The sequence below is a fragment of the Exiguobacterium sp. s91 genome (genome assembly GCF_018618915.1).
GTDB classification, from domain to species: domain Bacteria; phylum Bacillota; class Bacilli; order Exiguobacteriales; family Exiguobacteriaceae; genus Exiguobacterium_A; species Exiguobacterium_A abrahamii.
Map to the genome: position 1 here is coordinate 98,525 of NZ_JACSMZ010000004.1, position 21,899 is coordinate 120,423.

The window sequence follows — 21,899 nt, forward strand, 5'->3', positions numbered from 1 at the left end:
TTTTTCTCTTGATTAAATGTAGATCGGCTGTTGCGTTAAACCGGATGTCTCATCAAAACCAGCTAGAATGTTGGCATTTTGAACGGCTTGTCCGGCAGCTCCTTTTTGCATGTTATCGATGACTGAAACGATGGTCATTCGCCCTGTCCGATCATCCTTATAAACGGTCAAATCACAGTGATTACTCCCGACGACGGATTTGATTTCCGGATCAGCCTGTTGGATTCGGACGAATGGTTCCGTTGCATACTGGTCCGTCAACCAGGATCGCCACTCCGTTTCCGATAAATCGATCAACGGCTGAACCGTCATAATCGCCATGATGCCTCGATTGATCGGTAGTAGTTGAGTCGAGAACGTAATCGGATGCGATGATCCGGTCCATTCGAAAAGCGCCTGCTCAATTTCCGGGATGTGCTGATGCTGATTCACTTTATACAAGCGAACGTTTTCGCTTGAATGGACATGATGTGTTTGTGCCGTCAACGTTTTCCCTGCTCCCGTCAGACCAGAAGAAGCTTGAATGATGATTTGAGATGGATCGATTTTTTTCTCTTTTAAGAATGGTGTTAGTCCAAGCAAAACTGCTGTCGCGTAACAGCCTGGATTCGCAATCCATTTGCTCGCTGTAACAGCTTGACGATTCCATTCTGGTAATCCATAAGTTGCTCTTTGTTGTAACTGGGCATCAATGGGTTCCTTGTCATACCACGTTGCATATGCTTCAGATGGAAGTCTCAAATCGCCACTTAAATCAATGACGTAACCGGACCAGTTTTGAAGTTGTTCTAAGTAATGCTTCGAAATCCCACTCGGTGTCGCTAAGAACACCATGTCCGTCTCGGTTTCCATCAAATGCTCCACCGAAAAGAACGATAACGAGGAATATGTTTTTTTATTCATAAATGGGAATACGTCATGCATGGATTCCCCCGCCATCGAGTCACTCATCAAACAGATGATCTCAAATGAAGGATGTGATTCTAGTAGGCGAATCAGTTCAATTCCCGTGTATCCTGTTGCTCCGATGATGGTACATTTCATATCTGTACGCTCCCCTTCAAAGAATGTTATACCGATTTAAACACATGTATATTTATACTGTCAATTGAATTTTTATTAGTTTTTATACAAAAAAAGAAGCGTTGAAGCGATTGTCTTCTATAAGACAGTCCCTTCAACGCTTCTTTTATACGCATCTACTTAACGCTTTTCCGCACGTTGCGCTACGAGATGATCAATCCCAAATACGCCTGCACCCATGATCGCGACGACTACTACAAAAATCAATGTAAACATATGTATCCTCCTCATCGTTCACAAAAATGTCATTTGATACTTCTTATTGTGCAAGATTTGAGCTAAAAAAGAAAGCGTTTACGACAAAAAATCGTCACATTTCTATTTTTTTATATTTTTTATCGACACTCTTATGGTTGACGTCCTCCATAATATTCGTTAGTATTACGTTTGTTCAATGCTTTTGTGCATAAAAGCGTGTTAGTAACAGAGCGTTATCATACTTTCATATTCATATAAGGAGGTGGAAGCATGCGCATGTCATTCCGTGAATCCGCAGCTATCCTAGGAATCAGTATCATCATCTTATTGTCCGCGTTATTCGGTGCTAAAGCCGAACCGCATCTTGCCATCTTGTCTAGTCTTATTTTCGTCTCAGGATATGCCGTTTACCGCGGTTTTAAGTTCGAGGACGTCGAACACCATATGATTCAAGGTATTCGTGAAGCGATTAAACCGATCTTGATCATGTTGCTCGTTGGTATGACAATCGCGGTCTGGATGATGAGTGGCGCAGTGCCGACCCTTCTTCATTTTGGGTTATCTACCCTTTCAGCGACTTGGTTCGCACCGAGCGCTCTTCTGATCGCGATGGTCGTCTCGACCTTTACAGGTAGTTCGTTTACAACGATTGGTACGGTTGGTGTTGCCTTGATGGGCATTGCGATCGCACTGGGCGTCAACCCGGCACTTGCAGCAGGTGCCATCATCAGTGGAGCTTGTTTCGGAGATAAGATGTCACCTTTATCAGATACGACGAATTTCGCGCCCGGAATTGTCAATGTGTCTGTGTTCGATCATATTCGTTTCATGATGGGAACGACGATTCCTGCTATCACGATCACATTCATCTTATTCTTCATTTTCGGACGTAGTAGCGGAAATGTCGATTCGTCTGCTGTTCAAACGACACAACAAGAGTTAGCTCGTTTGTTCGACTTGTCACCTTGGACATTGCTTTCACCGTTGCTCGTCATGGTATTAGCATTACGTAAGATGCCGGTCGTCCCAACACTTGTTGCTGGCGTTTTAAGTGGATTGTTGTTAACAGGTCTTGTACAAGGAAACTGGAATATCTCGAACTGGATGGCCGTCATTCAGAACGGGTTAAAACTAGAATCTTCTAGTGAGACGGTCACATCCATCATTAGTAAAGGTGGATTGCAATCGATGATGTGGTCGGTGTCGCTCGTCATGCTCGCCCTTGCGTTCGGTGGTGTCTTACGTGGCATCGGTGTCATTGACGTGGTCATTGAACGGACCGTTTCTAAACTAAAACGTGATGGTAGCATCATTTCATCCGTCGCCTTATCGTCTATCGGTGTAAACTTGATGGCTGGGGAACAATACTTGTCCATCTTGCTTCCGGGTCAAGCATTCAAGAAAATCTTTGAAGAGCGTCAGATTGATCCGCGCTTCCTCTCTCGTTCACTCGAGGATGGAGGAACACTCGTCAATCCGCTTATTCCGTGGGGTGTTTCTGGGGCGTTCTTCGCTTCGACACTCGGTGTCCCAGTAACAGCATACGTTCCGTTCGCATTCTTTTTACTCCTTTCACCATTGTTTACGTTTTTACTCGCATTTCTTCGTCCAACGAAAATCGAAACAAAACAATCTCTCGCTTCTTGAGCCTATTTCATTTTAAAGATCCGATATGTCCTATCGGGTCTTTTTTTCTTTCCAATATCTCCTTTATTTCCTGTTAAATACGTCAGATTTAAGACGAAAACGGCTTGGAATCACGTTTTTTTAAAGAATCATGTGTAAAGATGAAATGAACTGGGAATATACCAAACATAAGATTAAAAATTACAGAGAATGATAGAGAGAGAGTACGTTCCTGATCGACCGAGGGATGACTTCGATGTAATTGTGGGAGGAGTTAATATGATCAAACGTGGTACGCTGGAGCGACTTGACGGCAAGTATGCTGTCCTACTATGGGAAAATGGTTCAAGTTTCATTCCACGACGTTATTTACCACCTGAAGCAAGGTTAGGCGATACGATTATTTTTGACGGTACAACCTATACGTTAGATTTCAGTAATTCATCACCCTCTTCCTTTCAAACATTTTCGTTTCGGCAAATGGGTTGATGATCGATAAAAAGCCATTCCGTATCATGCATTGACTATGGAGAAGGAATTTCTCTCATCAGTCTTTCATGAAATGAATGGCTTTTTCGCTTTATCTACGCACATATAGGGAGTGACCATCACACGATGGACAAGGAAAGTGATCAATATCGGATATTTCGATTCGTTCCAGTTCCGTCTGATCATGTGGGCATTCGTAAAGTGGTTGAACGACATCTAGTTGCAAAAATAGGGCACACCAAAATCGATTCGAAAATCGGTGACAAGTCGGACAGTGGTATAAATCCAATTGATACGGTACCCAACCATCCGCTAATTCCTCCTGATGGAGTTGATAGTGCTGAATTAATCGAAATCGATTCCAGTCGTCTACATACGTCCGCTGTAAAATCGGTTCATGCATCGACGGAACGAACCAAAGCGGGAGACCTGTCATGAACGCTTCGACCCCTTGCGTCAAGACAGCAGGAAATGTCGGCCAACCCTCTAGTTGACCGAGTTGGAATGTTTGTTGAAAGGAGCAGTTGCGGCATAGGAGTTCCATTGTCATCCTCCTGTTCGTTTCACCATCTCTTTTAACATCTGTTCCGTTACAGGACCGATGTGTTTCGAAAGAATCGTTCCTTTCCGGTCTAATACATATGTTGCTGGCATTGCTACGAGACGATAAGCATCTTCTGACGTTCCCTTTCGGTCATATAACACAGGGTATTCAACAGGTGTCTGCTTCAGAAAATCAGCAACATCCGAAACACGTCGTTCTGATGTCGTGACATTGATTCCGTAGACGGGTATATCTGTATGTCGTGCAAAGGCATTTAGTTCTGGAATCTCTTGTTTACACGGTGGACACCACGTTGCCCAAAAATTAATGACAAAGACATCATGATTGATTTCGTCTAGATCGACAGTTTTTCCTTCTTGACGCAAGGATAGATTCGGGGCTTTCATCCCGACTTCGAGACCACCTTGTGATGCTTGTTTTTGTTGTTGCTCCACTTTTTTTTGTTTTGCATCATATGTTTGATAACTTTGATAGGCAATGCCGATAATAGCAATCGCTAGGATCAGATAGATCAACGGTTTTTTCACATCTAACCCCCTCCTTCTTTGTTCAGTGTAGCAGACTTCCTCTTTTCGACTATCTACTTTTATCAACAAAAAAGCGAACTCTTCCGTCTTATACGCGGAAATGAGTTCGCTTTATTTTAGAGAATTCACGTTTTAACGAGACAAACGGTTAGTTAAAACGTGGTAATTGTTTTTTGACTTGACGGTTATCTTTAACGCTACCTACAGCTTCCGCTCCCCCTAAGGCCTCATTCAAGGATGTCTTTCCTTCCTTGACTTCTAGACGTCGATTGAATACCGATCGATTATCGACAGAAGCAACGAGGATCGATGCGACATCCGTTTCCGAAATCGTCGCGTCCTTCGTGTCCTTCAAATCTTCATCGGCTTCAATCAAGCCACGCCCTTCACCTGTTGTGATAGAAACTGGACAAATGATCGTATACGTCAAACCACTATGTTCAATCTGTTCCTCTGCTGCATTCTTAGCAGCATAGAACGGATAGACATCTTTCTTGAATTGCTCAGGTCGATCTGCACCATAAGCGCTCAGTAGCACGAAATGACGTACTCGCGCTTTTTTAGCTGCATCAATTGTTTTCAAAGCGACTGTTCGATCCAGCAGTTCGATTTCAGTTGCTTCGCCGTCTACTCCTGCGGTCGCCGCACAAATGACTGCATCCTGCCCTGCGACTCCGTGCTCAATGACTTTTTCGAGTTCTGTTTCGATATCGACGTAATGCGCCTTGACACCGAGTTTTTCGAATCGTTCCACCAGATGTTCATGACGAACGATGACCGTGACCTGATGACCCTTGGCAAGCGATTTGACGACGCGCGCTCCAATCGTACCGGATGCACCTACGACTAGTACTTTCATATGGGGGGTCCCTCCTCGATAAGTTAGTCACCTTCGTGGAATGTCATGATGTCATGTCCAAAAATCGTCGATTTCAGAGATAACCTAAAACAATCCACCAAAGGAGCAACGTACATCAATTTATACCCGCAATGACCGGAAGGAAACCCCTCCCCTTTAGTTCTTCAATGTGCCATAAAACGTCGTATCGAGCTGATCACGTAGTTCTTGCAGTGCCTTCTCATTCGGTAAGTCATAGAAAATCCCGTTCAGTCGTTGGCTGACGGCTTCGATTTCATAATGTTTTCGTTCTGACATCAAGGCAATCGATAACCCTGCCGTTGCCATCTCGCGGACACTTAAATCAAGGTTCATCTCTTCTTTCATATACGTGTGCGCTGCTGGAATTTTCGACCATCCAGTCGGCTTCATCAAGTGTGTCGCGACGGCTTGGATGACTTCCGACTGACGATTCGCGCGCGCTCCGTCATTATCCGTTTTTCGATGTCTCGAATAGGCAAGTGCCATCGCACCATCCATATGATATTCCTTCCCCTTTTGGAATGAATACTGATTTGCTTTCCCACTCGCATCCTGCTCGGAGAACGTTCCTGTCGAGACAAGGTCGATTCCGCCGATTTGATCCACTAATCCGATGAAACTATCGAAGGAGATGACGATCTTTCCATCGATTTCTTCATCAAGTAGACCCGAAACAGCATCTTGCGTACATTCTTCTCCACCGAAGGCAAAGGCATGTGTGATTTTATCCTTCTTTCCATTCTCACAGGAAATCGGTGTATACGTGTCTCGAGGAATCGACGTCAACTGAATCGTTCGAGAAAGTGGAATGAATTGCATGACCGACAGGGAGTCTGAACGTGATCCACGCAACGACTCTCCAGGTCGTGCATCACTACCAATCAATAAGAACGTGAATGGTTGTGAAGCAAAAAGAACGAATGCGATGAGCAACAATAAAAATAGTCCAAGAAGCTTTCGTTTAAAACGACGTTTTTTCTTGATTTTTTTAGGATGAGCTTCGCGTGAAGAGACGTCAGGATTCTTCTGTACCGATTGCTCTGATCGACCCGCCTTCCTCGAGCGTCTCGAGCGTTCCCGATTAGCAAACAACCGTGACCCGGCATCCCCGATCATCTGTGCGACCTGTTTAAGCATGCCGCTCCCGGAACGACGCGATGTACTTTTTCGATCTCGCGGTTGCTCTTCGACATATCGATGATACGTAGCCGGTTCTTGCTGCTTCTCAAAGGAGTCTTGAGAAAATGATTCGTCCGGCGCGTACGTTTTCGAAAAAGCTTCTTCTTGCCTAGCCTGCTCTTCTTCTTGTCTAGCTTGCTCTTCTAACTGCATACGTCGTCGCTCTAAGCGAGAGCGGTGTGGTTGATGTTCTGCCATTCAGATACCTCCGTATCAATCTTTTGCGATCTGTTTCTCTTTCAAGAACTCGCGGAGATACGTCCGTTTCGGTTCGTGCATCGAGGCAGCCATCTGTTTGACCCACCCTTCTGTCCGTTGACCACCGGTCCGTTCTCCGTAATACGATGACGTTGACTCTTCGTATCCTGTCAGTAACTCACGCATCGTATCGTCATCAGTATACGTATTCCGGTGGAAGACCGCATCCATCGGAAGGCGGGGTTTTTTACCCGGTTGTTGATCCGGAAGACCGACCGCGACTCCGAATAATGGTACGACGTGATCTGGAAGTTGTAAGAGTTCGCTGACACGACGAGCATCATTTCGTAGGGAACCGATGTAGACCGTTCCGTAGCCAAGCGACTCGGCAGCTACGACTAAATTTTGAGCGGCAAGTCCCGCATCGACAGCCCCTACGACAAGCGCTTCCGTCGTCTCGATCGTCCGGCTCACGTCGCCTCCTGCTAGTTCTGCCGCTAACGTATGTTTGTGGTAATCCATACAAAAGACGAAGAAGTAACTGTTTTCTGCCACATATTGTTGACCACTTGCAACGTCGACTAATTGTCGTTTCAATCCTTCGTCTTCGACACCGATGATCGCATAGGCTTGCTGATAAGAGGATGTCGAGGCAGCTTGTGCGGCTTTTATAAGTGTTTCAATCGTCTCTTCGTCTAATTGATGTTGTTTGAATTTCCGGATGGACCGGTGGTTGAGTAAATGTTGAATGGTTTCATTCATGTGTAATCGTCCCCTTCTGTAATGAGTCTTCTTATTTAAGATAGTCGTCTCTGACTAAAAAGCGCAAATGAAGAGGTTCGGTTTATGAAAAAAGCGGGAATTGAATAATGTTGTACTGTGCTTTTCTTGCGAAGGAGGGCGATCATGAGAATACGGAAACTGCGACTCTTACTAGAACAATATGGCGATACGACCCTTCGCGATATCATCGTCGAAATCTATCGTCAACTCCCGAGACAAGTCATCGAAGAGAAAGAGTTTGACGCCATGTTGACACAGTTCATGAAGTATAAGGATTTGCAAAAAGAACAGGAACAACCGACCGTCGAACAGACGATCGCTCAGACGGAACGGTTTATTCAATTAGCATACGATCTCCAGTACCTTGAGCCGAATCCGATCGTACCGCTTCGCGAACAAAAGAATTGGTATATCACCGCAAAACGCCTGTTGAAGCATTTACGCCATTACGCTCATCGTAAAAACGGAACCCGGATTGCCTTTGAGGAATTTTTCTTTCTTCTTTCGTCGGCTGCCGGGGAAGAACCTTTATTTTTAAGTAATGATCCGTTTCGATTATTGAAAGTCTCGCAAGTCGATTTTTTTCAAGAATTAGTCGGCTATTATAAAAATGATAGTCATGGTGTCGAGTGGATGGAACGCGCCCTCTATACAGCGTTGAAGGTTCCGATGGACGTCGATACCGAGCGCAGTGACCTTTTGCTTGCCGTACTTGCCCATTGCGAGAAACCCGAACATCAAGAAGCATATATCCATTGCTTGAATGCGCATGCTAAAAAACTACAGTCGCATGTTCGGATTGATGCAGACGCTTTATCCACCTATCAAGAAATTCGTTTCGCAGAGCTACATGCTCTCATTTCCTTACGCGCGTTAGAACGAGCGGAGACGATGCTGTTCACTGAATACATCCCATATTTTTCGCATCGCTCGACTCCGTTTCGCTATTATCTCGATCTCCTCGAACGAGCCGGACTCGAACAAGAACACGAACGAATGGCACGCGTTGGTCGAAAAAAACGAATTCATTTCTAAGAGTAGATTCTTCTTGTTCACACGTAGTAGACATTAAAAGGCAAGTGACGATGGATTCGTCACTTGCCTTTTATTAGTCAGATTCATTTCAATCGGAGGCATTGACGATGCCAAGTCCGACTGTTGCGAGTAATGCAATACAAGCGAATAGGAATGCCATGTCGTTCGGTGAATCGAATCCTTCATAGATCGGTTCCTTCCGATCAACGATGATATGATCCTCCGCGCCATAATTCCCATATGTCGTCGAACTGCTTACACCCGGTTCATCGTAATCACGTGCTTCGGCTACCAATGTATCCGCGCTGAATAACCAGCCCGATAAACCGATGACGATCCAGAGATACTTCATGATAATTTTGCCTCGATTCTTTCTTATCTTCAGGAATCCATCTACTTTTTGTTTGAAACAGAAGATATAAATACCTTTTATTTCCTGTAATATAAAAGCAAGATATTTTTAACTTCACTTTGCTAAAGGAGGAACTTAATTTGCCTATTGTGTATTACAATCAATTGTCTCATGTTCAAAGGCGACACGTCCATCAACTTCTACAGTACCATCAAAAGGCATATGATTTTTCATTTTTTCAGCCGCTTGAAGATTACCAATGGGTCTACCTCGAATCCGGTCAGGTGAAAGCGACGCTCGGATATCATGTCGTGCATGACGTCGTTCACTTTATGAACAGCGCCTTTCATGACATCAAAGCCTTTCGTCGTCTGGCTATTTTGCTACACTTACATGCCGTTCGACAAGGATGCCGGCAGATACATGTACAAGTCTCTCCGCCGCATGATCTTTCTTTAACTTCGATTTGGAAAGAGCTTGGTTATAGTTTATATGCCGAACAGTTTCGTTTAATTGGACTCTCAGAAGGACAGCCTGCTACGCTACGTTTGAAAGCTGTTCATGCACAGAATCAAGATACTTATCTCGCACTTCGTAACGATGCCCTTCAAGGAACACATCACTTTTTTCCTTATCAGGTATCTGATTTAGACAAGTTGATTCAACGAAAAGCGATTCCTTACTTAGTCTATGATAAGCAATTGATCGTCGGTACACTATTATTTCAAAAGCAGGGACAGAATATCCGTCTTCTTGAAATCACGTGCCTACCAGAGCTGAGACGTCAAGGATACGGTAGCCGCATCCTCCATGCATTTCAAGAAAAGTTACGACGTGCAAACATCCAAACGTTTGAAGTCTTTTTTCTCTCAACACAACAAGATGTATTACGCCTGTATCATCCCTCGATGTTTTGCGATATCCAGTTAACCTCTCATTGGCATACATTCAGTACGGATCAACCTCCGTTAATCATTTAGGCGATTGACGATTCCCTTGTATTCAGGCAACACATACTCCTCATCCATTTCCCGAAAATCAACATGACCCGTTTTACGAAGCACTAGCCCCATCTCGTATAACTGTTCGATATAGGCATCTCCCCATGTCAAGGCAAGTCCGGGTTGGTGATTATGAAAAGCAAGCAAGGCATCTTCAATCATTTCAGAAGCAATGGATGCTTGCATCACACGGTTCAATAAAGATTGGAACAGTACGGTTTGTCGTCCGATCAGCGCATAAAACGGGAAATAATGTTTAGCATAAACAAACGTCGGCAAATAGGCATCCGCCTCAATCGTCTTTAGTAACAATGGTGAAGCGGGACGTTGTAATCGTTCTGCAAGTCCAACGGTCGCCTTGCATTCGCACAGCTGATCAAGCACTCGAACCGTCAACTCTTCTTCGATATCGAGCAATAAGACGAGATCCAGCAGATTCAATTCATGCGTCTCCATGAATTGATCACTGCGTTGAAGATGCATCGTATAAGTAAAGTCCAGCTTTTCAGCAACAAGTGCCCACAACTCGGAATGGCGCGCCGCATATAGACCTACCGGAAAGTGAAGGGGTTGGCGGACGATCGAGCGATGCCCTTCAAGTGTATAGACTTGATTGACGTCCAGACCGTCTGCTAGCAGCATTTCGAGTAACTGCTGACGATTTTGACACGTGACGAGTGTTTGAAACAGACGATCAACCTCGACGAGTGGTTGTTTCATTTCAAGCGCTATTTTCAAATGAGCAGGTGAATCCTGCTCTAGCGCACGCTTAATGAATTGTAAGGCCTGTTGTTCCGCATCGTTCAGTTGGGTAACATGTGTCCGAAACATTTCGATGTCAAGTTCCCGGAAGGCTTGCAACGCCGGTGCAATTGATTGATTTTTTATAAAGGGTTTCCACATGATTCCCTCGACCTCCTCATTCCAGTATCTCTTCGTAGTGTACGCAATATCCTATCGTCTTGAAAGCAAAAAATGGAGAATCTTCCGTCGTTTCAGGAAGATCCTCCATTTTTTATTTTTTACCGACTTTTAAATGAGCGTTTCGAAAGACAGCATCTTGTTTTCCTGTCTTTTCAACACTTGTTCCGACAGACCCCAGGTATTCGAGTTCATCCTTTGGTTGAATGAACTCGTATGTGATGGCAGGTTCGCCCCGAAGTCGAACGTGTATGATTTGTCGATGTCGTAAAGAGAATGATGCGCGCACTTCAAGAAAGGAGGAAGCTGATAAATCATGTTGCCGCTCTAAGATCGTCATCAACTCTTTTTCCGAGTCACGATAGTTCCCCTGCAATTGAGCATACGAAATACCGACTCCTAAAGATAGGATGCCAATTAGACTAAGAGCGAAAATGACCAGCACTTTCTTCATGACTGATCCACCTCCGAAAAAAGTTCATTCTACTTATTCATCGGTTCATCCATCGTTGACGTGAAGTCTTTTTTCGAATCCTTTACGTGAAACTGCATGTCCACATGTGGAATATCATCTTCTAAATAAGGGTCAGATACGGTTTCGAAACCAAACGATCCGTAAAACCCTTCTAGGTGTGCTTGTGCCTGTAAGTAGATCGCAGCTTCTTTCTGCAAATGTACCATCGCTCTCTCCATCATTTGTCTCGCTAACCCAACCGATCGGTGATCACGATGAACAGCTACCCGTCCAATCGCTACTCCTTTTGTAGGATGATTATACATCCGAAGGCATCCGACGATTTGACCGCTCTCACTCCGTACGATTAGGTGTGTCGCTTGTTGATCTTGATCATCTAGCTCCGGATACGCGCACTCCTGCTCGACGACGAAGATATCCGTTCGTAATTTCAAAAGTGCATATAAGGTATCAGGTGTCATGGAATGAAAAGACGCAAAGTTAAATTCGTACATAAAAACTCTCCTCTTTAGTTACGACAAAGTCGTGATAGTTGTCCAGCGTAAATCGTGACGGGAACATCTCTAAACACCGTATCTTTTTCCCAGTTCAGCCCGTTGGCACGAGCGACATTTTGCGAAGCACGATTATCGGGATGAATGATCGAGATGATTCGATCATGCCCTCGATTGAACGCCTCCATCATTAATCGTTTTGCTGCTTCGCGACCATAACCGACTTTCCAGTGCTTTGGTTCGAGCCAATAACCGACTTCTAACTCTTCTTTCCCATCCACTTCCTGCATCAATAATCCGGCAAAGCCAATCGGTTCATTCGTTTCTTTTATGAACAACAGTAAAAAACCAGTTTGTCGCTCATCCGAATATCGCTCCAACTGCCGTTCGAACCACTCTCGTGCCTCATCTTCACTTAAGGCAGTGCCTCCATTGATATAACGCATGACTTGCTCATTTTGGACAAGTGACTTATAAAAACTAAAATCCTCTTCTTCGAACGGTCGCATCCATAAACGTTCACTTTCCATCGTCATCGCCTCCTTCTATACTTCTCTTTTCCCGAGTTCTTTTCGCTTCATTCCTCTTCCTGATCCTGCTTTTCCTGTGACATTTTTCATTACTAATCGATGACATTCACTCCCTAGTGCTTGCAATTCCCGGCATAAGTCGGTATTTTGGGAACAGTATGTTGAACAACGACCGCACGATTAATGTTAAAATATATTTTGAGCGCATGAGCGCTGGGTAGGAATTCACGAAAAGGACTGAGACCATAATGACTGAACAAGTAATGACGGGACTGTATGAAGGCATTTCAAAAGAGTCCGTACTAATCAATGAACCTTTAAAATATCATACGTATACAAAAATGGGAGGAATCGCGGATTTATTCATCATCCCAACTTCTTATGAAGAAACAGCTTTTGTCGTCCGATATGCTTACGAACAAGGTATTCCCTTGACGTTGCTTGGAAACGGATCGAATCTTGTCGTACGTGATGGCGGCATTCGCGGCATTGTCCTCTCCTTTGAGAAGTTAACCGATATCTCGGTCGAAGGACATGAGCTCGTCGCTCAAAGTGGCGCAGCAATCATCGAAGCGTCTCGTGTAGCTTACGCGCATCAGCTCAGCGGTCTTGAATTCGCTTGTGGGATTCCAGGAACGATTGGTGGCGCATTGATCATGAATGCGGGAGCATACGGTGGTGAAGTCAAGGATTGTCTCCATAGCGCTACTGTATTGACACGACAAGGAGAACTGTTGAACATTTCACATGATGAGCTCGAACTGGGATACCGGACGAGTTGCTTCTCAAAGAAAGAATACATCATCCTCGAAGGTCGATTTGCGTTAACAGAGGGTGACCCAGCATTGATCAAGGAAGTCATGGATGATTTGACGCATAAGCGAGAAACGAAACAACCACTCGAGTACCCTTCTTGTGGTAGCGTCTTTAAACGTCCAGAAGGCTATTTTGCAGGGAAGCTGATTCAAGATAGCAACTTACAGGGAACACGCATCGGTGGCGCTGAAGTGTCCAAGAAACACGCTGGTTTCATCGTCAACGTCGAGAATGCGTCAGCATCCGACTATATCGCGCTTATTCGTCATGTCCAAGAAACGGTTCAAGAAAAATTCGGTATCTTACTTGAGACAGAAGTGAAAATTATCGGTGAAGAAGCATAACAAGAATCTTACAAGAAAAGGTGAGTTCCGTATTCGGACTCACCTTTTTGTTCGTTTAGATTGACCAGTTTCCGTCACGCATGACTGATTCACGCGTTCCGTCTGCAAGTTCTCCTTCAATCGACAGATCCGCTGATCCAATCATGAAGTCGACATGCGTCATCGAGTCGTTCGCGCCTTGTGCTTCTAATTCTTCTGCTGAAAGGCTTGGACCATTTTCGAGACACGTCGAGTACGCACGACCAATCGCTAAGTGGCACGAAGCATTTTCATCAAACAATGTATTATAGAATAGGATACCCGAGTCAGAAATCGGCGAACGGTGCGGCACGAGCGCAACTTCTCCGAGATAACGTGCACCTTCATCAAGTGAAATCAAGTCATCTAATGCTTCTTGACCCTGTTTCGCTTCCGCTTTAACGATTTTTCCGTTCTCGAACCAGAGTGTGAACTCATCAATCAAGTTCCCACTATAGCTAAGCGGTTTTGTGCTCGAGACGTGTCCGTTGACACCTGTCTTTTTCGGTAACGTGAACACTTCTTCTGTCGGCAGATTCGCGATGAAATCAACACCATCTGCATTCGGACCACCGCCACCTAACCAAACATGACGTTCTGGTAATTCGATTGATAATTCTGTTCCTGGAGCTGTGTAGTGCAATGTTTTGTATTTCTTCTCTGTCAGGAATTTTGCTTTTGAACGCAGATTATGATCATGATCCGCCCATGCAGCGACCGGATCCGCTTGATCGGCACGTGTAGCCTTTAAAATAGCTGACCAGAGCTCTTCAACAGCATTCTCTGAATCAGGGAACACTTTCTTCGCCCAGCTTTCAGAAGGTGCTGCTACGACACACCAGCTGACATTGTCACTCATGACGAACTTCCGCCAATTAGCAAGAGCGACACCGGCTGCTTTATTCGCACGTGCGATTCGGCTCGAGTCCACGCCATTCAATAAATCTGGATCTTCACTGACGACCGATAAGAACGCTGTCTTTTCTTCTGCCAGTTGGTCGTAACGTGCTTTTAACCAATCCGGGAACGTATCAAACGACTCTTCCGGTGCATCGAAATAACGGATTTTCGTCATCTCATCATCTGACCACTGTACATATACTTGCGTAGCTCCTACTTCGTAGGCGACACGCGTGATTTCACGAACGAGCGGCAAATTTTCGATTCCTGCACGCACCTCGAGTTGTTGTCCTGGTTGTAGATTAATTCCCGTACGCACGGCTAAAGACGCGTATTGTTGTAATTCTGCTTGTGTCGGCATTATGTAATCCCCTTTCTTGTATCTTTATTTTCACGAAATAGTTGCAATTTTGCAAGAAATAAGGCGAAACTAGAAAGAGAAGAGAAGGAGGCATCACCATGGAATTCACACCCGGCGATTTTAAATCGGCTTATACGTATTTTCACCGACAGGCACTCGACCTCGTTGGTGATGAAAAAGCACAGCAAGAATTGTTAGTTCGAGCAGAAATCGGACTTGCGCACTTGACGCAAGATATCGCGTCTACAGAAAGCTCGGACATCGAACGCGAGGCAGAACTCGTCCTTTATTTTCAATTAAAACAACTGCTTGAAATGCTTCGTGCTCTCTATCAGAAAAAATTCGAAATGCATGCGGAGCAGGAACAATTGTTATTGACGGCCGTTCTGTACTTCACGTCTCCTGTTGACGCCTTACCGGACGATAACGTCCTCGGGCTCTTCGATGATGCACAAATCGTCGAGACGATTTACGAAGAACTGGCTGCAGACGTCGATCGCTTTCAACATATGGAATGAATGAAAAAAGCAGCTGTCGCGACAGCTGCTTTTTGATTATGCATTTTGTTTCGAAGCAATATGAACAGGTGTCGTGGATTGACGTGATTCATCTACTTCTAATTTTTCTTTATTCAGCCACGTATAGATCATTCCCATGAAGACTGCTCCACCAATGATGTTCCCAGCTAAAGCTGGCAACAGGTTATGCATCGCTCCGGCAAATGTGATCGTATCCGGATGTGGTACGACTAACGCAATGGAGAACAATGCCATATTGGCGATGACGTGATCAAATCCAGAAGCAAAGAATACTGCGACGAGTACCATCATCATCATGATCTGCGCCAACTCATTCTTCATGTTCTTTGGAATGAAAATCGCTAAACAGACCATCCAGTTACAGAAGATAGCTCGTGTGAAGATTTCCCACGTCGTATGGTGGATCTTCGTTTCTGAGACAGAAAATAACCAGTTGTTCATACCAAGCTCTTGGATGATTCCTGTTTGAGAAAAGAGTAGCGCAAACGCTAATCCTCCAAGTCCATTTCCAATCAGACAGATCAACCAGACCTTCATCGTATCCATCTTCGTCGTATAGCCGCGCATCGTCGCCGTCGTGAAATACATCGTATTTCCTGTGAACAGCTCTGCCCCACCGTAAACGATCAGGACGAGTGCCACTCCGAAGGTCAGTCCACCGACAAGTGTCGCAACAGGTGACTCCGCCATATATAGACCGTTAATTGCTTTTAAGGTAAAAATAATTGCAAATCCAATGAAAATTCCTGCTAGCATGGCACGAACTAAGTACTCGAGAGGACGCATTTGTAGCATGCGCGTCGACTTGATTGCTTTATTCCGTAATCCTTCTAATGCTTCTACCTCGTTCATCGTAGAAACCTCTCTTTCTTTTGTTCAACACTTCACAATGTTTGTTCATTTATTATCATACTTCCATCTTAAAAGATGTTCAAGTATTGAATAGACCTGTTTTATCGTTTTTATAAAAGAACGAGATGTAAACGATATCATTGTGTCGAGATTGTGAAAAATGCCTTTTCTTGCTTTATACAACTAATTAGTTTGAATTCGTAGTCGTGATGCGAAGCGTTCAAAGAACGTGTTTCGCCTTGATGCATCGAGCACATAACCATCAATGACAACCCGATTAAAGCGTCTAGAAGATGAAGTAGCTCGTTCGATATCGGTCGGAGTGTAGGCGTCGAATGTTTTCCGGTCCATCGTAAAATCTGCACCTGAATACGGATCCGTGTAGTGAATTTCAAGATCGGTTAAATCAGGAATCGTTGAAAATAAAACAAGCGTATGATGCATCAGAACTTTAGATAACCGAGCCTTCAAAAAATCCTGATTCACTTGTAGTGTTCCGGTATCGGTACCAATCCAAGCTTGTCGCTCTTTTCCTGTCACTTCATAGGCAAGACGTAACGATTCTCCTTCGACATCTACCTGTTTTAATTCTGATGAGAACGGAAGTTGTTCGGCTAATTGACGAACCGCTACCGTATTCATCATCGAGGCACCTACTTGTCTCGCTACAAGATCACCATCATGCCAAATGGATGATTGATTTTTTTCATTGGGTTGTTCGAAAAGACGAATCCCAACTAGTATTCCTAAGCAGATACAACCAAGAATCCATAACATTTTCTTCATTTTCATCACCTTCCTAAAAAAACGTACCCTTTTTCATCTTTTTTCATAAGAAGGGTTGAAATTTTATGCATATGAGCGTACTCTTGCATGCAGATACTCACAGAAGGAGGAGCATGAGGTCACTCATCATATTGCCATGACTACAACACACCCACAGAAAAAGAGAGTTGAAAAAATCAGTTTCTTAATCATTGGTACGTTGCTGTATTCCCTTTACATCAGCCTACTACTATCTCCAAATGATATCGGATCAGGCGGTATCATGGGGATCACGCTCATTATTCAAGAGCTCTTCCACACGCCAATTGGATTAACGCAATTGCTCTTAAACATTCCCCTCTTCCTTTTAGGTTTCCGTTTCCTACGCAAACGATTCATGTTCTTATCTGGAATTATCGTCATTGCTTCTTCCTTTTTAATTGACTGGATTCCGACTCAAATCGTTCCGGAATCTTTAAACGATCCACTCGTCGCTTCCATCTTTGCTGGTCTAGTCTCTGGTCTTGCAATGGCATTGATCTTCTTCGGTGGTGCTTCAACTGGAGGGCTTGATATTCTCGGAAAGTTTTTCTTTGCTCGTTTTCATAACTGGCCACTTCCTCGTATATTTCTGATGCAAGATCTTGTCATCTACATCCTTGTATGGTGGGTATTTGATCTTAAACACGTTATGTATGCTCTCATCATGAGCTTTGTTCGTGCCAAAGCCCTTCAGACGGTTTACAGTTTCTATTCTGCTTCTAAGCAATGTATCATCATTTGTGAGAAAGCAGATGAAATCAATGAAGTCATTACAAAAGAACTCGGTCGTGGTGTCACGATTCTCGATGCACGTGGAGGATATTCCAACCGAACGAAAAAAATGGTATATGTCGTCGTTCAAAATAATGAAATCGTCCGTTTGCAAGAAATCGTCTCTTCTGTCGAACCGAATGCATTCGTTACATTCTCGGAAATCCACACTGTCTTCGGCAATTACAAGGAACATTCGTATTCGTTTTAACACCAAGCGCAGCTTAGCTGTGCTTTTTTCATCTTCTTAAAACAGCTTCTCGTATTGCATCATCTTTCCTGCTTTTTTATGAGTATTATTCACTTTTTCAGTCATTATCCCTATTCAAAAAATAGACAGGCTTCACTTTTTTTACGATAGTAGTTAAGCTTATGACATGTCTTTTATTTAAAGGAATGATTGCATGCACTCTCTTTGGCGTCAGCGTATTCTGCTGATTTTCTTGGTCAGCTTATTCGCCTCTATCCCGATCATCTATGCGTTATCCGGTTATCGGACGATTGCAACGATGACCGAGCAAATGAAGGATCATGATATACCGTTAATCAATCAGGTAGATCAGTTGGTCGAACACAATCGAGATCGTGCTAATGCGGTTCGTGGTCTCTTATTGTATGAAGATAATCGTTATATCGAACAATATTACTTTTCAACGTCTAAAATCCATGATTTGCGCAATAGTCTGAACCAATCGTCGACTACTCCAGGGACGATTAAAGATCTTCTTCGCCGCAACAATGTCTGGGAGTCCGAGATTGAACGCGTGTTTGTTGTCTATGAACGTCAAAGTCCAACAGCCGCAAAACGTCTTGCTAGACAGTCGACTCAGACGACTCAAACGATTCTCGAAGACTTATCCCGTGTGAAAGATGATTTGTATAAAACGCTTCAAGCCAAATTACAACAATCAGATACTTTAATCGCTACATATAAATGGATGTGTCTCGCTCTCTCCATCCTGTCCTTTTTATTGATTAGTGCCACGGTCTTTTTCTTCCACCACTTCGCTCCAAAAGGATCAGAACAATCGTCTTTAGAATAAACGAAAAGCGCAGCTAAAGCTGCGCTTTTCGTTTATTCTAAAGACTCATTCAGGCATTGCTTTTCCCTCTTGTACATGTTCCATCGCCATATGTACAAGCGATGACACATGATGGTCATCCAAGGAATAATAGACGACTTTACCGTCTTTTCGAAACTTGACGAGTCCTTGTTTCAACAAAGATCGAAGATGATGCGACGCTGTCGCGATCGAACAGTCGACAGAGGCCGAGACATCACAAACGCATAGTTCTTCTTCGATCGTCAGCGCATAAACGATTCGCAGTCGTGTCGCATCCGAAAGAATCTTAAATAGCTTTCCGATTTCAAGCGTCGGAATCGTATCAACGATATGTCCGATTTCAGACGCACGTTGTTCATCAATCGCAATCGTTTCACAACGGGGAATGTCCATGTCCGTCACCTCGTTTCTACTTATATTGCACCATGAGAAACGGGACATTGCAAGTTCAGCGCATTCGTCTGCGAATGAGCCAAAACACGAACCATCCTCCTACGTAATCTCCAATATCCCAGACAATTCGATTTTGATCGACAGCGCGTACGCCGATGTCAATGACTTTCGTGCTTTCTAATCGATTCGTATAACGTTGACGAAGTCGCGTCGGAATCGGTAGATGAAGAAGTGCCCGGTAATAAATATCTAAATGAGTATGTCCCCAAATTTCCGTCGCAATCGAGCTCGTTTTAATATACAACGGACGTTTGTAGCGTCTTTCATACTTTTCTTTCAATAAAAGGGCCATCTCATAAGATATACGATTAGGATGTGGAAATAAGACTTTTCCTAGATGGTAGATCCCCTGATTATCGACTCGAATGATTTGTGGTTCTAATCGATATCGAATCCAATAGCCGCGAAAACGGATCGTCTGCCATTTCAATACAATCACCTCTGAACGGATTATACCCTGTTCTGAAGTGATTGATGCCATTCTCGTACAGCATCTGTCATTTGCTGCGCAGCGAGTTGCCGATCTTCTTTAGCGAAAATTTCTGAGATGACGGCATACCCTTCTAGCGGGATAGGCAGAGAAGAGACATTCGTTGCTGTGATTCCACCAATACCGATTAGGGGTAATCGTACAGCTTCCCGAATCGCCTGAAGCATCGTGTGCGACATGGACTCAGCGTCCGCTTTGGATGACGTCGCAAATAGAGACCCCACCCCTAAATAAGAGGCTCCGTCTCGTTCTGCTTCAATCGCTTGTGCAACGGTTGCTACCGACACACCAATCACGGCATCTGGTAAAAGGCGACGTGCTGCGGTTAAAGGAATGTCTTCTTGTCCGATATGCAAACCAGCTCCGACGAGTAACGCGATATCAATCCGATCATTGATGATTAAAGGGATGTCGTGTCGATCCGCGAGTGCTTTCAACCGAACTGCCTGATCGAAGAATTCCTTTCCTTGCGCTGTTTTTTCCCGTAGTTGCACGATCGTTGCACCACCTAAAATGGCTTCCTCAACGACCGTCTCGATCGCGACTCCAGGATGGTACCGACGATCCGTCACTGCATAGATGGAGTAATCAATTGACACGTTCTGTCACCTCCACAAGATCTTGTACCGTCATGAGGCTGATGGCATTGAACAACTCTCGTTTAAAATCACCAAGACCTTGCGCGGAGGCTGCTTGTTCTCCTGCTTTTCCCATGACGAATGTTCCGTGAACAGCCGCCTCAAACGCTGTATATCCTGCACCGAGGAAGCTCGCAATCAAGGAAGCCGTCATACAGCCAGTACCCGTGATATCTCCTAGACGAGGTGTTCCTACATGTAATTCCATTTCGCGCGTTCCATCCGTGATATAGTCGTTCGGACCTGTCACGACGAGGACAGATTTGTGTTTGCGAGCGAATGCACGAATACTTTCTCGATCCATCATTGCATCTCCCGCAGCATCGACTCCCTTAGTTCGCCCATCTTCCCCCAGTAACGTCTTGATTTCAGAAGCATTTCCTTTAATGACCGTACACCCGAGATCGATCAGTTCTTTAGAGAAGGCAGTACGTAATGTCGTTGCCCCTGCTCCAACTGGATCAAGAACGATTGGGACATTCAAACGTCCCGCTTCACGGGATGCAAGTCGTTGAGCTGCTTGCATGTCTGCATCGATCGTACCAATGTTTAAGACAAGTGCTTGCGCGAGTCTAACCATCTCTTCTACTTCGCGAATGTCTTCCGCCATGACGGGTGATGCTCCAACAGCGAGTGTGACGTTTGCGCAGTCGTTGATTGTCACCGTGTTCGTCAGATGGTGAATGAGTGGTTTGTGTTCAAGAATGGTCGTAAACATGTGTATCCCTCCAAAGTGAATGAAAATGATGTGTCGGTCCAATACCTTGTCCGAGGGCAAATCCATGACGAATTGCCTCTGTGACATAGCTCTTTGCCTGTCTTACACTATCTGTTAAATCTTCTCCAAGCGCCATCCGCGCCGCAATCGCCGCAGATAAGGTACAACCAGTTCCATGAGTATGTTGATTGTCTAACCGTTCCGATGTGAAGCGGTGTTCCACTTCCCCATCAAACAACAAATCCGTCGCAGCTCCCGAGAGATGCCCACCTTTTAGTAATACTGCACCTGTCTGTGTAGCCAATTGATGCATCGCCAATCGCATTTCCTCTAGATTGGTCACTGATCGTCCTGTTAAACGCTCCGCTTCCGGTAAATTCGGTGTGACGAGTGTCGCAAGTGGTAGAAGTTCTGAAATCAATGCTTGTTCAGCCTCCGTCCGCAATAGGGCATGACCACCTTTAGCGACCATGACGGGATCTAATATGATCGGAACTGTCTGTTTGCGGAGATGTGTAGCAATGACACGAATCGTCTGCGCATTCGAGACCATTCCGATTTTGATCGCATCGACACGAATGTCTGAAAAAATCGACGTTAACTGGGCATCTACGATTTCTGGGGATAACTCTTCCACCGCTTGAACACCCAACGTATTTTGCGCCGTGACGGCTGTCAGGACGCTCATTCCATAAACGCCTAAAGCTGAAAATGTTTTTAAATCTGCTTGAATCCCAGCTCCACCACCGGAGTCGGATCCTGCAATCGTCAGTACGTGTTTCATGTTCTTTT

27 protein-coding genes are annotated in these 21,899 nt (G+C 44.5%); 8 read left to right on the top strand and 19 right to left on the bottom strand.

Features of this window, described 5'->3' with window-relative positions:
- Positions 1 to 12 precede the first annotated feature (12 nt).
- The gene (argC, locus tag KNQ06_RS14950; RefSeq protein WP_215148689.1) at positions 13 to 1,044 is read right to left on the bottom strand and encodes an N-acetyl-gamma-glutamyl-phosphate reductase; all 1,032 of its coding nucleotides are present in this window, start codon (positions 1,042 to 1,044) and stop codon (positions 13 to 15) included.
- Positions 1,045 to 1,551: 507 nt separating this feature from the next.
- Between argC and nhaC the strand changes: the two genes are divergently transcribed.
- A complete protein-coding gene (gene nhaC / locus KNQ06_RS14955) occupies positions 1,552 to 2,928 on the top strand; it encodes a Na+/H+ antiporter NhaC (RefSeq protein WP_064300825.1) in 1,377 nt (458 codons plus the stop codon).
- A gap of 258 nt (positions 2,929 to 3,186) precedes the next feature.
- Positions 3,187 to 3,396: a DUF3006 domain-containing protein gene (locus KNQ06_RS14960; protein WP_215148691.1), complete on the top strand. Its 210-nt coding sequence runs from the start codon at positions 3,187 to 3,189 to the stop codon at positions 3,394 to 3,396.
- Positions 3,397 to 3,487: 91 nt separating this feature from the next.
- Here the strand turns inward: KNQ06_RS14960 and KNQ06_RS14965 are convergent, their stop codons facing one another.
- The 5 genes from KNQ06_RS14965 to nfsA all read right to left on the bottom strand — a co-directional run bounded on the left by KNQ06_RS14965 (position 3,488) and on the right by nfsA (position 7,507).
- Positions 3,488 to 3,940: a hypothetical protein gene (locus KNQ06_RS14965; protein WP_149426847.1), complete on the bottom strand. Its 453-nt coding sequence runs from the start codon at positions 3,938 to 3,940 to the stop codon at positions 3,488 to 3,490.
- Between the two features lie 2 nt (positions 3,941 to 3,942).
- Entirely contained in the window at positions 3,943 to 4,488 is a 546-nt protein-coding gene (locus KNQ06_RS14970) for a TlpA family protein disulfide reductase (RefSeq protein WP_064300827.1), read from the bottom strand.
- Between the two features lie 148 nt (positions 4,489 to 4,636).
- Positions 4,637 to 5,347, bottom strand: coding sequence for an NAD(P)H-binding protein (locus KNQ06_RS14975; protein WP_058703648.1), 711 nt, complete (start codon positions 5,345 to 5,347; stop codon positions 4,637 to 4,639).
- A gap of 156 nt (positions 5,348 to 5,503) precedes the next feature.
- A complete protein-coding gene (locus KNQ06_RS14980; RefSeq protein WP_251133579.1) occupies positions 5,504 to 6,745 on the bottom strand; it encodes an LCP family protein in 1,242 nt (413 codons plus the stop codon).
- 15 nt (positions 6,746 to 6,760) lie between these two features.
- On the bottom strand, positions 6,761 to 7,507 hold the full coding sequence (nfsA, locus tag KNQ06_RS14985; protein ID WP_064300829.1) for an oxygen-insensitive NADPH nitroreductase: 747 nt from the start codon (positions 7,505 to 7,507) through the stop codon (positions 6,761 to 6,763).
- 144 nt (positions 7,508 to 7,651) lie between these two features.
- Between nfsA and KNQ06_RS14990 the strand changes: the two genes are divergently transcribed.
- Complete coding sequence (locus KNQ06_RS14990; RefSeq protein ID WP_029340830.1) at positions 7,652 to 8,563, top strand: hypothetical protein; 912 nt, start codon at positions 7,652 to 7,654, stop codon at positions 8,561 to 8,563.
- An 88-nt stretch (positions 8,564 to 8,651) separates the two neighbouring features.
- Here KNQ06_RS14990 and KNQ06_RS14995 read toward each other — a convergent pair whose 3' ends face one another.
- Positions 8,652 to 8,915, bottom strand: coding sequence for a hypothetical protein (locus KNQ06_RS14995; protein ID WP_149426844.1), 264 nt, complete (start codon positions 8,913 to 8,915; stop codon positions 8,652 to 8,654).
- A 149-nt stretch (positions 8,916 to 9,064) separates the two neighbouring features.
- On the opposite strand from KNQ06_RS14995, the gene KNQ06_RS15000 reads away from it, so the two are divergent.
- Complete coding sequence (locus tag KNQ06_RS15000; RefSeq protein ID WP_350468363.1) at positions 9,065 to 9,895, top strand: GNAT family N-acetyltransferase; 831 nt, start codon at positions 9,065 to 9,067, stop codon at positions 9,893 to 9,895.
- Here the strand turns inward: KNQ06_RS15000 and KNQ06_RS15005 are convergent.
- The 4 genes from KNQ06_RS15005 to KNQ06_RS15020 form a co-directional block, all read right to left on the bottom strand.
- Entirely contained in the window at positions 9,884 to 10,819 is a 936-nt protein-coding gene (locus tag KNQ06_RS15005; RefSeq protein WP_214725312.1) for a hypothetical protein, read from the bottom strand. The two genes, KNQ06_RS15000 and KNQ06_RS15005, sit on opposite strands and share 12 nt — an antisense overlap.
- Before the next feature lie 112 nt (positions 10,820 to 10,931).
- The gene (locus tag KNQ06_RS15010) at positions 10,932 to 11,291 is read right to left on the bottom strand and encodes a hypothetical protein (protein WP_064300833.1); all 360 of its coding nucleotides are present in this window, start codon (positions 11,289 to 11,291) and stop codon (positions 10,932 to 10,934) included.
- Between the two features lie 29 nt (positions 11,292 to 11,320).
- On the bottom strand, positions 11,321 to 11,806 hold the full coding sequence (locus KNQ06_RS15015) for a GNAT family N-acetyltransferase (protein ID WP_214725314.1): 486 nt from the start codon (positions 11,804 to 11,806) through the stop codon (positions 11,321 to 11,323).
- A 14-nt stretch (positions 11,807 to 11,820) separates the two neighbouring features.
- Positions 11,821 to 12,336: a GNAT family N-acetyltransferase gene (locus KNQ06_RS15020; protein ID WP_058703640.1), complete on the bottom strand. Its 516-nt coding sequence runs from the start codon at positions 12,334 to 12,336 to the stop codon at positions 11,821 to 11,823.
- 248 nt (positions 12,337 to 12,584) lie between these two features.
- Between KNQ06_RS15020 and murB the strand changes: the two genes are divergently transcribed.
- Positions 12,585 to 13,496, top strand: coding sequence for a UDP-N-acetylmuramate dehydrogenase (gene murB / locus KNQ06_RS15025; RefSeq protein ID WP_035398835.1), 912 nt, complete (start codon positions 12,585 to 12,587; stop codon positions 13,494 to 13,496).
- A 55-nt stretch (positions 13,497 to 13,551) separates the two neighbouring features.
- Here murB and KNQ06_RS15030 read toward each other — a convergent pair whose 3' ends face one another.
- The gene (locus tag KNQ06_RS15030) at positions 13,552 to 14,775 is read right to left on the bottom strand and encodes an aminopeptidase (RefSeq protein WP_035398837.1); all 1,224 of its coding nucleotides are present in this window, start codon (positions 14,773 to 14,775) and stop codon (positions 13,552 to 13,554) included.
- Positions 14,776 to 14,873: 98 nt separating this feature from the next.
- Here KNQ06_RS15030 and KNQ06_RS15035 point away from each other — a divergent pair, with 98 nt between their 5' ends.
- Positions 14,874 to 15,293 (top strand): YkvA family protein, encoded by a 420-nt coding sequence (locus tag KNQ06_RS15035; protein ID WP_023467198.1) that lies wholly within the window; start codon positions 14,874 to 14,876, stop codon positions 15,291 to 15,293.
- A 36-nt stretch (positions 15,294 to 15,329) separates the two neighbouring features.
- On the opposite strand, the gene KNQ06_RS15040 is transcribed toward KNQ06_RS15035, so the two are convergent.
- Entirely contained in the window at positions 15,330 to 16,166 is an 837-nt protein-coding gene (locus KNQ06_RS15040; RefSeq protein WP_023467197.1) for a formate/nitrite transporter family protein, read from the bottom strand.
- A gap of 183 nt (positions 16,167 to 16,349) precedes the next feature.
- Positions 16,350 to 16,952 carry a hypothetical protein gene (locus KNQ06_RS15045; RefSeq protein ID WP_149426838.1) on the bottom strand — a complete coding sequence of 201 codons (603 nt, stop codon included), beginning with the start codon at positions 16,950 to 16,952 and terminating at the stop codon, positions 16,350 to 16,352.
- Between the two features lie 136 nt (positions 16,953 to 17,088).
- On the opposite strand from KNQ06_RS15045, the gene KNQ06_RS15050 reads away from it, so the two are divergent.
- Both KNQ06_RS15050 and KNQ06_RS15055 read left to right on the top strand, forming a co-directional pair.
- Positions 17,089 to 17,955, top strand: a complete 867-nt coding sequence (locus KNQ06_RS15050; RefSeq protein WP_029340819.1) for a YitT family protein — start codon at positions 17,089 to 17,091, stop codon at positions 17,953 to 17,955.
- A gap of 193 nt (positions 17,956 to 18,148) precedes the next feature.
- Positions 18,149 to 18,787: a CHASE3 domain-containing protein gene (locus KNQ06_RS15055; RefSeq protein WP_214725318.1), complete on the top strand. Its 639-nt coding sequence runs from the start codon at positions 18,149 to 18,151 to the stop codon at positions 18,785 to 18,787.
- 45 nt (positions 18,788 to 18,832) lie between these two features.
- On the opposite strand, the gene KNQ06_RS15060 is transcribed toward KNQ06_RS15055, so the two are convergent.
- From KNQ06_RS15060 to thiD, 5 genes are read right to left on the bottom strand one after another with little or no spacing between them, the layout of a single operon-like run.
- Positions 18,833 to 19,201 (bottom strand): ArsR/SmtB family transcription factor, encoded by a 369-nt coding sequence (locus KNQ06_RS15060; RefSeq protein ID WP_050678101.1) that lies wholly within the window; start codon positions 19,199 to 19,201, stop codon positions 18,833 to 18,835.
- Between the two features lie 55 nt (positions 19,202 to 19,256).
- Entirely contained in the window at positions 19,257 to 19,700 is a 444-nt protein-coding gene (locus tag KNQ06_RS15065) for a hypothetical protein (RefSeq protein WP_353049205.1), read from the bottom strand.
- Positions 19,701 to 19,711: 11 nt separating this feature from the next.
- Positions 19,712 to 20,350 (bottom strand): thiamine phosphate synthase, encoded by a 639-nt coding sequence (thiE, locus tag KNQ06_RS15070; RefSeq protein WP_215148693.1) that lies wholly within the window; start codon positions 20,348 to 20,350, stop codon positions 19,712 to 19,714.
- A complete protein-coding gene (gene thiM, locus KNQ06_RS15075; protein ID WP_215148696.1) occupies positions 20,340 to 21,107 on the bottom strand; it encodes a hydroxyethylthiazole kinase in 768 nt (255 codons plus the stop codon). The genes thiE and thiM overlap by 11 nt, the downstream gene beginning before the upstream one ends.
- Positions 21,088 to 21,891: a bifunctional hydroxymethylpyrimidine kinase/phosphomethylpyrimidine kinase gene (gene thiD / locus KNQ06_RS15080; RefSeq protein WP_087682130.1), complete on the bottom strand. Its 804-nt coding sequence runs from the start codon at positions 21,889 to 21,891 to the stop codon at positions 21,088 to 21,090. The genes thiM and thiD overlap by 20 nt, the downstream gene beginning before the upstream one ends.
- Positions 21,892 to 21,899: the final 8 nt, after the last annotated feature.